We start from the raw sequence: 12,053 nt of genomic DNA on the forward strand, positions 1-12,053 counted from the left end.
TAGCATCGGGCTCACCGACCCACTGCATGAGCCCTCGCCATGAACCTGCACCGCTACCCCCGCCACGCCCTGACCTTCGGCCCGTCGCCGATCCGGCCCTTGAAGCGCCTGAGTGCCCACCTGGGTGGCCAGGTCGAGCTGTACGCCAAGCGCGAGGACTGCAACAGCGGCCTGGCCTTCGGCGGCAACAAGACCCGCAAGCTCGAATACCTGATCCCCGAGGCACTGGCGCAAGGCTGCGACACGCTGGTCTCGATCGGCGGCATCCAGTCGAACCAGACGCGCCAGGTGGCTGCCGTCGCGGCCCACCTGGGGCTGAAGTGCGTGCTGGTGCAGGAGAACTGGGTCAACTACTCGGACGCCGTGTACGACCGCGTCGGCAACATCGAGCTGTCACGCATCCTCGGCGCCGATGTGCGGCTGGACGCCGCCGGCTTCGACATCGGCATCCGGCCGAGTTGGGAGCAGGCGCTGGCCGACGTGAAACGCGCCGGCGGCAAGCCGTTCGCGATCCCGGCGGGCTGCTCCGAGCACCCGCTGGGCGGCCTCGGCTTCGTCGGTTTTGCCGAAGAGGTGCGTGCCCAAGAGGCCGAGCTGGGCTTTCGCTTCGACTACATCGTCGTCTGCTCGGTCACTGGCAGCACGCAGGCCGGCATGGTGGTCGGCTTCGCGGCCGATGGCCGGGCCGACCGGGTGATCGGCATCGACGCCTCGGCCAAGCCCGAGAAGACCCGCGCGCAGATCCTGCGCATCGCTCGCCACACCGCCGAACTGGTCGATCTCGGCCGGCCAATCACCGAGCACGACGTGGTGCTCGACACCCGCTACGGCGGGCCCGAATACGGCCTGCCCAACGAGGGCACGCTGGAGGCCATTCGCCTGTGCGCGCGGCAAGAGGGCATGCTGACCGACCCGGTGTACGAGGGCAAGTCGATGCACGGGATGATCGACCGGGTTCGCCGCGGCGAGTTTCCGCCGGGCTCGAAGGTGCTCTACGCCCACCTGGGCGGCGTGCCGGCGCTGAACGCCTACAGCTTCCTGTTCCGCAACGGCTGAGCGCCGGGCGCTCCGCGCTGGCCGCCGGCGACGGGCCGCACCGGCCCGCCCACCCGACCTAAGTGGTTACCCGTGCTAACACACTGACTTGTCTGACTTGCGCGCTGTATTCCGTCTTCTTCATGGAGCGCTCACTGTCTGTCTGGCTCCGGCCCCGTGCCTGGCCACCAGCGTGCCGCTTGCTTTTGAAGTCACGTATCCAAACAAAGGGATGCCCATGCAAGTCGACAACACCCTCCCCGAGCTCGAGCTGGCGGTCAAACTGGCGTCGCTCGACCTGATCGAGTACACGGCCCGCAGCGGCTTCTTGCTCGAGATGCCCGCCAGCGACGACCAGCCGCCGCACTACGTCGTCGTCGGCACCGCCGAAGACATCGGCTGGCTGCTGGACGCCCACGCGGCCAAGGCCAAGCAGCGCCCGGCCAAGAAGGCCGATCGGGTGGGTGTCGAGCACCAGCACTGAGCGCTGCGGGGGCGCCGCGGCGCGCTGATTCGCGTCAGGCCGAGCCCTGCCACAAGCTCGGCGGCACATCGCGCAGCCGCGCGGCCAGCTCCATGCTGGTGTGCACGTTGAACTTCTGGTAGATGCGCAGCCGGTGCGCCTCGACCGTCTTGGTGCTGATGTTCAGGTGCGCGGCGATCTGCTTGCTCAGGTAGCCGGCGATCATCTCGCCGAGCACTTCGCGCTCGCGCGGGGTCAGCTCGTTGATCGAGGCGACCAGGCCGGCGCGGCCTTCGTGGGCACGGCGGGCTTCGCGGTCGCTGGCCAGCGCGCGGCCGATGGCGTCGATCAGGGTGCGCGGGTCGGCCGGCTTTTCCAGGAAGTCGGCGGCGCCTTGCTTGAGCGCCTGCACGACCATCGGGATATCGCCATGCCCGGTCAGGAACAGCACCGGCGGCAGGTAGGCCAAGCTACGCTGCGCGCGGCGCGTCAGCGCGTCGTACAGCTCGAGCCCGCTCATGCCGGGGATGCGCACGTCGAGCACCAGGCAGCCGAAGCGCTCGGGTTGCGGGTCGTCGAGAAAATCTTGTGCGCGCTCGAACTCGACGCTGGCCCAGCCGCGGGTGTCCAGCAGCATGGCCAGCGAGCGGCGCACGGAAGGGTCGTCGTCGATCAGCGCGATGGTGGCAGAGGCGGTGCTCATTCGGCAGGCAGGTGAAGAGGTGAAGCGGTCGCAGGGACCGGGTTGGCGGCGGCGGCCATCAGCGGCCCGGTGTCGGCGGCCAGCGGCAGGCGAAAGTGAAAGCAGGTGCCGCCGCCCTCGCGCGGCTCGGCCCAGAGCCGGCCGCCGTGGCTTTCGATCACCGTGCGGCAGATCGCCAGGCCCAGGCCCATGCCGTCGGACTTGGTGGTGTAGAAGGGCTGGAACAGCTGCGCCGGGTCGGCCAGGCCACGGCCCCGGTCGGCCACGCTGACGACGACATGGCCATCGTCGACCTCGACGCCCACGCTGACGGCGTCGAGCGGGGGCGTCGGGTGGTTGCCGGGGCTGTCGGCCACGGCCAGCGATTCGAGCGCGTTGCGCAGCAGGTTGACCAGCACCTGCTCGATCATCACGCCGTCGCAGTCGATCTCGGGCTCGTGCTCGGCGCCGTGGTTGGCCTGCACCGCGATGCGCACACGCAGGCGCTGCGCCAGCGGCTCCAGCAGCAGCAGCGGCTCTTCGAGCAGCGAGCGCACCGTGTGGCGCCGGTGCTCGACCTGGCGCTTCTGGATGAAGCCGCGCAGGCTTTGCACGATGCGGCCGGCGCGGCGCGCTTCTTCGCCGATGCGGGCCACCGCGTCTTCGGCCTTGCCGCGCGGCGGTGCGTCTTGCGACAACACGCTGTCGGCCACCGCCGCGTAGTTGGCGATCGCGGCCAGCGGCTGGTTCAGCTCGTGCGCAATGCCCGAGGCGAATTCGGCCAGGCTGGCCAGCCGCGCGGTGCGCTGCAGCAGCTCGTCGCGCTCGCGTGCCACGCGGGCGGCTTCGTGCTCGGCGCTGGTGTCGTGCAGCGAGGCCATCCAGCCTTGCGATTCACGCTCGTTGCCGACCAGCGGCGAGGCGAACAGCCGCACCGGCAGCAGCGAGCCATCGGCGCGTTGCAAGGTCAGCGCCTGGCCGAGTGGGGGGCTGTCGCCGCGCATCATCGCGGCGTGGGCGGCCGCGCATTCGTCGCGCTGCTCGGCCGGCCAGAAGGGGAACGGCGCCGCAGTGCCGACCAGCGCCGTGCTGTCGAGCCCCAGCATGCGGCCCAGCGCCGGGTTGGCGTAGATGATGCGGCCGTCACGGCCGAAGGCGACCAGCGCGGTCAGCAGCGAGTTCTCCATCGCCTGGCGAAAGCGCAGCGCGTCGGCCAGCGCCTGCTGGGCGGCCAGGCGCTCGCGCAACCAGCGCTGCAGCAGCCGCAGCAGGCCCACGATCAGCAGGCCGAAGGCGACCACCGCGGCGGCCAGGCCGGCCAGCAAGGTGGACGGGTGGCCGCTCGGGTGCGGGCGCGTCCACAGCGCCAGGCCGCTGTCGGGCGGGCCGAAGCCCAGCTGCTGGCGGTCGGCGCCGTTGGCCGACAGGTCGGCCGGCATGGCCACGTCGCGCGGCGACAGGCGCTTGTTCTGGCGGTCGACCAACGCCAGGTCGTAGCGCTGCACAAACCACCACGGCACCTCTTGCTCCAGCAGGCGGTCGAGGTCGTAGGTGGCGATCAGCGTGCCGTAGGTCGAGCTGTCGTCGGTGACCGGCACCGCCAGCACCCACAGCGGCGCGCCTTGCTCGATGACCTTGCTGTACTCGGGCTGCTGCAGCGTGTGGGCGCGCTCGATCGCGCTGGCGATCAGCGGGTCGCTCAAGGGCGGCAGGTGGGCCGGGCGCAGGTTGGCGCTTGTATAGGCAGGCAGGCCGGCCAGGCGGTGGCCGTTGCGGTCGAGGCAGTCGATCGCCACCAGCGCCGGGTATTCCTTCATCAGCCCGTCGATGCGGGCGGTGAACTCGTCCAGCGCGGCCGGCGCGGGCGGCGCCACGTCGTGGGCCCAGTTGCCCAGGATGTGCTCGTGCTGGTCCAGCGTCGCGCGGATCGACTGTTCGAGCCACAGCCCGTCGAGCGCGCTGCGGTGCTCTTGCTGCTCGCGCTGGTCGCGCAGCCGTTGCCAGCCCAGCGTCGACGAGACGAACAGGCCCAGCACCAGCGCCAGCGAGGCGGCCCACCAGGGCCAGCGGCGGTGAACAAAAGGCAGGTGGGCGTCGGGCACGGTGACGGCGGCGTGGGGCGGTGCCGGGTGGGCGCCACCCGGCTTGGCCCGCAGCATAGGCGAAGGCCCTGCTGCCGCACCCAACGTAACGTGGAGCTTTGCGCCGCTGGTGCCCACGCGGCCACCGTTGGTCAAGCCGGTGGCCTCATGGCGGGGCCGACGGCGGGCGATCCATCAAGGCGGCCACGCCGTGCAGGCCGGCGTCGCCGCCGAGCGTGGCCGACACCAGCTCGTGGTGGTACAGCGGCGGCAGCGCCTGCAGCGCAGCGCGCAGCCGCGGCAGGTAACCCGGCCGCAGGCCCAGGCCGCCACCGATGGCCGTGCGGGTGATGCCCAGCAGCACGCTCAGGTCGGCCAGCTTGGCCGCCAGCACGGCCACCGCGTGCTGCAGCGCGGCCTCGGCGCGCGGCTCGCCGGCATCGGCAGCGTCGCACAGCGCGCTGGCGTTGGCATAGCCGAGCGCATGGGCCTGGCGGGTCAGCGCGGTGCCCGAGGCATGCTCTTCCATCGGCCGGCCATCGGCAGCCAGGGTTTCACCCAGCTCGGCGTCGAGCCCGTTGCGGGCGCGGTGCAGGCGCCCGCCCAGCACCAGCCCGGCGCCGACGCCGGTGGACACGGTCACAAAACAGAACTCGCTGCAGCCCCGGCCGGCGCCGTGCTGGTACTCGCCCCAGGCGGCGGCGCGCGCGTCGTTGAACACCTGCACCGGCCGGCCCCAGCGCTCGCTCAGGCGCGTGGCGAGTGGAAACGCCTGCCAGCCCGGCAGCCCGGCGTGGGCCGTGACGCAGCCGCGCTCGACGAAGCCAGCCACCGCCACGCCGATCGGCAGCGCGGGCTCGCTGCGCTCGGCCCGCAGCAGGTCGGTCAGCGTGGCGACCACCGCCTCCGGCCCGTCGTGGGCCGGCGTCGGCACGTGGGCCCGCCAGGTGATGTGCCCACTCTCGACCAACGCGGCGCGGCTGTGGGTGCCCCCAATGTCCAGTGCGATCACTCGGCTCACGCGACGTACTCCCCATATCCGATTGGCACCCGATTGGACGGGCGGGACCGGTCGGTCGCAAGGCGGCGATCTACCGGGCGGTGACGGTAGTTCTACCGACGGCCGGCGTGAGAAACAATGCCAGTGTGTTACCAGTTTGCACGAGGTGATTGATGAAATACGAGGCCAAGTGGTACGCTACTGGTATCTTATTGATCCACTTGCTGACTTCGCCATGCCGACCGTCCCTTTTGCCCCTCGCGCGTTGCTGATTGCCCTGGCCTGTGCGGCCGCCTGCACGTTGACACCGGCGTGGTGCGCCGCCGAGAAGGCGCCGGCCGCAGCGGCCACCGAGACCGCGCGCCCGGCAGTGGGCGCGGTGCTGGTCGAGGCACAGGCGCTGGTCAACAGCGGCCAGGGCGCGCAGGCGACTGCCAAGCTGCAGGCGGTCGATGCGCTCGGGCCATTGAACGCGTACGAAGCCTTCATGCTGCAACGCCTGCGCGGCGCGGCGGCGCTGCAAGAGAACGACCTGGGGCGCGCGCAGGCGGCGTTCGAGGCGGTGCTGGCCGCGCAGCGGCTGACGCCGGCCGAGCAGCTGCAGATGCTGGCGTCGATGGGCCAGACCCTGTACCGCGCGAAAGACTTCGCCTCTGCCGCCAAGTGGCTGCGGCGCTATGCCGACGCCGGCGGCCACGAGGCCGAGGTGCTGGCGCTGCGCGCCCCGGCGGCCTACTTCTCGAAAGACTACGCCGCCGCGCGCACGCTGCTGCTGGCCGCCACGCAGGCCGATGCCGATGCCGCGCGGCCGACCCCGTTGCCCACCTGGCGCCTGCTCGCCAGCAGCCAGCGTCAGCTGGGAGACGAGGCCGGCTATCGCGCCAGCCTGCGCCGCATGGCGGTGCAGCACCCGCAGCCCGCGCTGTGGGCCGAGCTGGTCGAGCGCGAGCTGGGCGAGCCCACCGCCTGGCCGGAGCGCCAGTTGCTCGACGTGCAGCGCCTGCTGCGCGCCGCCGGGGCGCTGGGCAGTGCCGACAACGCGTTGATCCTGGCCGCGCAGGCGCAGCAGGCCGGCTTTCCGGGTGAGGCGGTGAAGGTGATCGACGAAGCGCTGGCGCAGCCCGGCGTGACAGCGCCGCAGATGTCGGCACTGACCCAGCGGCGCGATTCGGCCCAACGCCAGGCCGAGGCCGACCGCCGCAACCGCGCCCGCGACGAGGCCGCAGCACGCAAGGCGCACGATGGCCAGGCCCTGGTCACGCTGGGCTGGGCCTGGGTCACCGAAGGCCAGGCCGACACCGGCCTGCCGCTGATCGCGCAAGGGCTGCAGCGTGGTGGCCTGGTGCGTGCCGACGAGGCCCGCCTGCACCACGGCATGGCGCTGGCCTTGGCCGGCCAACCGGCCGAGGCCCGCCAGGCGCTGGCGCAGGTCAAGGGCGAGCCTGGCCTGGTGGCGCTGGCCGGGCTGTGGGCCGACTTCGCCGAACGGCGCACGACTGTAACGCCTTGAGCGGGCCGGCCGGCCGTCCTGAATCGGTCACGGTCCTGACATTTAAGTTTCCTAGAGTGCCCGGCTTCGCCGTCGATCGGCGGGCCGCTGCGTGGTTGTGGGGGCCCCGGTCACAGACGGCTTTTCAGCCATCGCCAGAGCCCATGACTTCTTCCACCTTCCAGCCCTCTCGCCGCCACCTCGTCAAGATGCTTGCCGGCGTGCCGCTGCTGCCGTTGGGCAGCGCCCTCGCTTCGGCCGGCCTGCTCACCGCCTGCAACGGCGACGACGACAACGACACCCCGCCCGCCACGCTGACCGGTGTCAGCTTCACCGCGATGCCGGCCCCGACGCTGACGACCCCGGCGGCCATGGCCACCACCAGCGTCGGCTCCACGCTGGTCGCCAGCTTCGACGATCACAGCACCCAGAGCTTCACGCTGGGCTACGAGCCCTTCTTCATCACCGGCACCGCGGTGTCGAACGGCGCCGGCGGCACGGTGATCGCCGGCGGCTACTACGACATCCACAACCAGCCGATCGTGGACAGGTCGGTGGCCGGCTCGGAGCGCCAATTCTTCTCCGACTGCCCCGACGGCACCTCGCTGCTGACCGTGGACGGCGCCAACGTGGCCGGCGTCACCGGCAACACCGTGTTTGCCGTGGTGCAGTTCGAATACGCCACGCGCGACCAGGCCCAGAGCTCGTTGTACGGCCAGCTGCCGTCGCCGATCGCGGTGCTGACGCTCGACCAGAACAAGGACACCGGCAAGCTCACGCTGGTGAAGTACCACAACGTGGACACCTCGGGCGTGAAGGGCCTGTGGATCACCTGCGGCGCCAGCCTGTCGCCCTGGGGCACTCACCTGTCGTCCGAAGAGTACGAGCCCGACGCCTTCGATCAGGGCGCGCTGGGCCAATCGCTGGCCGTGCTGGGCAAGTTCAGCCAGAACCTGTTCGGCGACGCGGCCACGGCCAAGCCCTACGACTACGGGCACCTGCCCGAAGTGACGGTGAATGCCGACGGCACCGGCACGATCAAGAAGCACTACTGCCTGGGCCGCATCTCGCACGAGCTGATCCAGGTCATGCCCGACAACCGCACCGCGCTGATGGGTGACGACGCGACCAACGGCGGGCTGTTCATGTTCGTGGCAGACACCGAGAAGGACCTGTCCGCCGGCACGCTCTACGTGGCCCAGTACACCACCGAGCTCAACGCCACCGCCAGCGCCAGCATCCGCTGGATCAAGCTGGGGCAGGCCACCAGCGCCGAGATCAAGGCCCTGGTGGACGGCGGCATCGTCGCGACCGACATCATGGACTCGGTCAACGTCGACCCGCTGGACGCGAGCTACACCCGGATCGTGCTGAACAAGAAGACGCTGTGGGTGCGCGTGAAGGCCGGCCAGGAGAAGGCCGCCGCGTTCCTGGAAACGCACCGCTACGCTGCGCTCAAGGGTGGCAGCCTGGCCTTCACCAAGATGGAAGGCACGACCGTCAACATCCGGGACAAGAAGGCCTACTCGGCGATCTCGGCCATCAAGGACTCGATGGTCAGTGGCGGCAGCGGCTTCGTGGCGGCCCACAACGTGGTCTTCCCGGCCGGCGTCTATTCGGGCGGCGTGCTGGAGCACACGCTCGCGGCCAGCCAGACCGACAGCGACGGCAACGCCATCGACAGCGACTGGGTGCCGGCCAGCTCGCAGTTCATCTTGCTGGGCGAAGACCTCGCCACGCCTGATGCGCTGGGCAACCTGGCCAACGCCGACAAGATCGGCAATCCCGACAACCTGAAGTTCTCGGAAGAGATGCGCACGCTGTTCATCGGCGAAGACAGCGGCATGCACGTCAACAACTTCCTGTGGGCCTACCACGTCGAGACCCAACAGCTCAGCCGCATCCTGAGCTGCCCGGCGGGTGCCGAATCCACCGGGCTGCAGGCGGTCGACGAGGTCAACGGCTGGACCTACCTGATGAGCAACTTTCAGCACCCGGGCGACTGGGAATCGCCGCTGCACGACATCGTTAAGCCGACGCTGGACCCGCTGGTGCGCGCCAACTACAACGACCGTTTCGGCGCCGCGGTGGGCTACGTGACGGCCGTCGGCTCGCAGATCAAGCTCGGCGCCTGACCCGTCGCGCTCAGGCCGTGCGCTGCGGCGCCGGCTTGACGCCCAGCGCGTTCAGCACGTCGAGCGCCACGCGGTCCGACGACTGCGGGTTCTGGCCGGTGATGAACTGGCCGTCGCGCACGCTGAACGATTGCCAGTTGGGCGCGCCCTCGAACAGCGCGCCCAGCTCACGCAGCCGGCTTTCGAGCAGGAACGGCACCGTCTCGGTCTGGCCGGCGGCGGCCTCTTCTTCGTCGGTGAACGAATTGATGCGGCGGCCCTTGACCAGCGGCTGGCCGTCCGGCCCCTTGGCGCTGACGAGCCCGGCCGCGCCGTGGCAGACCGAGGCCACCAGCCGGCCGGCACCGTAGGCGCTTTCGACCGCGCGCTGCACGCCGGCATCGCCCGGCAGATCCCACATCGTGCCGTGGCCGCCGGGCAAGAACACCGCGTCGTAGGTCGAGGCGTCCACATCAGCGGCCTTCTTGGTGGCGCGCAGCTTGGCCTGCGAGGCCTCGTCGGCCAGCCAGCGCTCGACCATCGGCTCGTTCTGGCCACGGGGCTTGAGGCTGCCGGCGTCGATCGGCGCGGCGCCGCCTGCGGGCGATGCGAGGTCGACCTGCAGGCCGGCGTCGACGAAGCGGTAGTAGGGCACGGCCAGCTCTTCGGCCCACAGGCCGGTGGCCTGGCCGGTGCTGCCCATGCGGGCGTTGGAGGTCACGATCATCAGGATGCGGCGGTTCATTCAAGACTCCTTCAGGCGGGCTGGTGTGAGGTGGTGTGAGAGGTGGTGGGGGGCAGGCAATCGCGGGGCCCGGTGACGTGAACTGTATGCAGCCATGCCACGGCGATAAACTGGCTTGAGTGAACATCACTCATTACCCCGTGTAATTCATGTCGCGCAGCTTCGACCCGATGCAGCTGGGCAGCATCGAGCTGTTCTGCAAGGCCGCCGAGCTGAGCAGCTTCACCGCGGCGGCGCAGGCGCTGGGCATCACGCCGGCGGCGGTCAGCCGATCGGTGGGCAGATTGGAAGCCCGGCTCGGCGCGCGGCTGTTCGTGCGCAGCACGCGGCAGATCCGCCTGACCGACGACGGGCGCAGCTACTTCGAGCAATGCGAGCAGGCGCTGGCGCAGATCGAGCAGGCCGGGCGCGTGGTGTCGGGCCGTCAGAGCGAGCCGAGCGGCACCTTGCGCATCAGCGTGCCGACCACCTACGCGCACCACCGGCTGTTCCCGCTGCTGCCGGCGTTCAACGCGGCGTTCCCGAAATTGAAGCTCGAGATCAGCGTCTCGAACCGCAACATCGATTTCGTCGAAGAGGGTTTCGACCTGGCGATCCGCCTGGGCGCGCCGGCCGATTCACGCTTGGTGGCACGGCCGCTCGAAGAGGCTACGCTGGGCGTGTTCGCCTCGCCGGCCTACCTGAAGCAGCGCGGCACGCCGGCCACGTTGGCAGACTTGCGGCAGCACGACTGCATCCCGTTCGTGCTGCCGCGCACCGGCCGTGCGGTGGCCTGGCTCTTCCGCGAAGACGGTGTCGACATCGAGCGCGCGGTCGACGGCCCGGTGCGGGTGCTGGACGATGTGCTGGGCTGCGTGAGCCATGCACGGGCCGGCGGCGGCCTGTGCCAGATCTACCACTTCATCGCCGAGGGGGCCGTGCGCAGCGGCGAGCTGAAAGAGGTGCTCAAGCCCTTCGGCGGGCGCTCGCGGCCGTTCACGATCCTGTACCCGCACAACCGCCATGTGGCGCCGCGGGTGCGGGCGTTTGTCGACTTTGTGGTGGCGCGGGTGTCGGCGAAGGCTCAACGTTAGGCCTACGTCCTGGCCGTGGTGGTGGCGGCAGGGCGGCGGCGGTGCCCCCGCTCTGCAGGCACAGTCGGTGGTGTGCGGCGGGCTTTCGATCAGATGCTGAGGCGGATGCGCTTGATGTCCATCCACAGCACGATCAGCCACCAGAACAGCACTTCGCTCAAGGCATAGACGTGCGACACGGCCTTGGCGCCCAGCGCCGGGATCATCGGATCGAACAGGTGGCTGTACAGCCACGCGTGCAGCGGAGTGCCGTCGAGCAGGCACAACAGCAGGATGCTGCCGGTGTAGACGGTGATCGCGTTGACGCCGAAGCGGCGGCCGATGGGCGGCACGCCCAGGCGATCGACCAGCGTATGAACCGCTGCCAGCGCCAGGGCCGAGATGCCCCCGGTGAACAGCGCAAAAGGCGGCGTCCACAGGTTCTTGTTCAGCGGCAGCACCTTCCAGTGCAGCAGCAGGCCGGCGGCGATGAAGGCCGCGCCGGTCAGCACGATCGGGCGCAGTTGGCGCCGGCGCAGCCAGTCGCCGCAGAGCGCGCCGAGCACGGTGTTGCTCAATGCGCCCAGCGTGCTCAGCAGGCCCTCGGGGTCGAAGCCCACGCCGGTGGCGGCGTCGTAGTGGTAGGCGAAATGGCCGAGCACCAGTGCATCGACGCGCGACGGCAGGCTGTGGTCGCGGGTCAGGTCACCCCACCACAGCAGCAGCCCGCCATAGACCAGCAGCAGCCCGGCGTAGACGAACCAGCGGGCCTTGGTGGCCAAGTGCAGGTAGAGCCAGCCGCCCAGGCCGAAGCAGATGCCGATGCGCGGCAAGATGCCCATCGGGCGCCAGGGCACGGTGTCGCCTGGGGAGCTGGGCAGCGTCAGCACCGCGATGCCGGCCAGCAGCCAACCCAGCGCGATGATGCGCGCGGCGCGCCACCACCAGCTGCGCTGCAAGGCCGCGGTGTCCACCGCGTTGTCGAGCTTCGGCCCGCCAGCCAGCGCCAGCGACACGCCGACGAGGAACAAAAAGGTCGGGAAGATCAGGTCGGTCGGCGTGCAGCCGTGCCAGGCGGCATGGCCGAAGGGGCCGAAGATGTGGGACCAGTCGCCGGGGTCGTTGACGAAGATCATCACGGCCACGGTCAGGCCGCGCAGCGCATCGACCGAGACGAAGCGCTGGGAAGGGGAGGAATGCATGGTGCCGCGGGGGCCTGTACAGCGGGGGGACGGCATCATGCCGCGCCGCCGGGACACAGCGCCATCCCACGACCGCATGGCTGACGCGGCCGGGCCACGGGCACCTTACAGTGGGCGCATCTTCACGGTTCGAGAGTATGGGATGTCAGCGGTTCGAGCAGTGTCCTGGATTCTTGTCGCGCTTTCGGTG

10 protein-coding genes are annotated in these 12,053 nt (G+C 70.3%); 5 read left to right on the plus strand and 5 right to left on the minus strand.

The window, feature by feature from the left end:
• The first annotated feature begins 39 nt into the window (after positions 1 to 39).
• Both ACE3SG_RS00440 and ACE3SG_RS00445 read left to right on the plus strand, forming a co-directional pair.
• Positions 40 to 1,056 (plus strand): 1-aminocyclopropane-1-carboxylate deaminase, encoded by a 1,017-nt coding sequence (locus tag ACE3SG_RS00440; RefSeq protein ID WP_374561879.1) that lies wholly within the window; start codon positions 40 to 42, stop codon positions 1,054 to 1,056.
• 217 nt (positions 1,057 to 1,273) lie between these two features.
• Positions 1,274 to 1,519: a hypothetical protein gene (locus tag ACE3SG_RS00445; RefSeq protein ID WP_374561880.1), complete on the plus strand. Its 246-nt coding sequence runs from the start codon at positions 1,274 to 1,276 to the stop codon at positions 1,517 to 1,519.
• A 34-nt stretch (positions 1,520 to 1,553) separates the two neighbouring features.
• Here the strand turns inward: ACE3SG_RS00445 and ACE3SG_RS00450 are convergent, their stop codons facing one another.
• The 3 genes from ACE3SG_RS00450 to ACE3SG_RS00460 form a co-directional block, all read right to left on the minus strand.
• Positions 1,554 to 2,201, minus strand: coding sequence for a response regulator transcription factor (locus tag ACE3SG_RS00450; RefSeq protein WP_374561881.1), 648 nt, complete (start codon positions 2,199 to 2,201; stop codon positions 1,554 to 1,556).
• Positions 2,198 to 4,339 (minus strand): sensor histidine kinase, encoded by a 2,142-nt coding sequence (locus ACE3SG_RS00455; protein ID WP_374561882.1) that lies wholly within the window; start codon positions 4,337 to 4,339, stop codon positions 2,198 to 2,200. The genes ACE3SG_RS00450 and ACE3SG_RS00455 overlap by 4 nt, the downstream gene beginning before the upstream one ends.
• Positions 4,340 to 4,427: 88 nt before the next feature.
• Positions 4,428 to 5,282: an ROK family protein gene (locus ACE3SG_RS00460; RefSeq protein ID WP_374561884.1), complete on the minus strand. Its 855-nt coding sequence runs from the start codon at positions 5,280 to 5,282 to the stop codon at positions 4,428 to 4,430.
• Positions 5,283 to 5,496: 214 nt separating this feature from the next.
• On the opposite strand from ACE3SG_RS00460, the gene ACE3SG_RS00465 reads away from it, so the two are divergent.
• Both ACE3SG_RS00465 and ACE3SG_RS00470 read left to right on the plus strand, forming a co-directional pair.
• Positions 5,497 to 6,771, plus strand: a complete 1,275-nt coding sequence (locus tag ACE3SG_RS00465) for a hypothetical protein (RefSeq protein ID WP_374561885.1) — start codon at positions 5,497 to 5,499, stop codon at positions 6,769 to 6,771.
• A 143-nt stretch (positions 6,772 to 6,914) separates the two neighbouring features.
• Positions 6,915 to 8,885, plus strand: coding sequence for a PhoX family phosphatase (locus ACE3SG_RS00470; protein ID WP_374561887.1), 1,971 nt, complete (start codon positions 6,915 to 6,917; stop codon positions 8,883 to 8,885).
• A gap of 10 nt (positions 8,886 to 8,895) precedes the next feature.
• On the opposite strand, the gene ACE3SG_RS00475 is transcribed toward ACE3SG_RS00470, so the two are convergent.
• Positions 8,896 to 9,609, minus strand: coding sequence for a type 1 glutamine amidotransferase domain-containing protein (locus ACE3SG_RS00475; RefSeq protein WP_374561888.1), 714 nt, complete (start codon positions 9,607 to 9,609; stop codon positions 8,896 to 8,898).
• A gap of 149 nt (positions 9,610 to 9,758) precedes the next feature.
• On the opposite strand from ACE3SG_RS00475, the gene ACE3SG_RS00480 reads away from it, so the two are divergent.
• Positions 9,759 to 10,682 carry a LysR family transcriptional regulator gene (locus ACE3SG_RS00480; protein ID WP_374561889.1) on the plus strand — a complete coding sequence of 308 codons (924 nt, stop codon included), beginning with the start codon at positions 9,759 to 9,761 and terminating at the stop codon, positions 10,680 to 10,682.
• 89 nt (positions 10,683 to 10,771) lie between these two features.
• Here the strand turns inward: ACE3SG_RS00480 and ACE3SG_RS00485 are convergent, their stop codons facing one another.
• Entirely contained in the window at positions 10,772 to 11,863 is a 1,092-nt protein-coding gene (locus ACE3SG_RS00485) for an acyltransferase family protein (RefSeq protein WP_374561891.1), read from the minus strand.
• Positions 11,864 to 12,053: the final 190 nt, after the last annotated feature.

The sequence above is a fragment of the Ideonella sp. genome (assembly GCF_041914305.1).
GTDB lineage: Bacteria > Pseudomonadota > Gammaproteobacteria > Burkholderiales > Burkholderiaceae_C > Ideonella.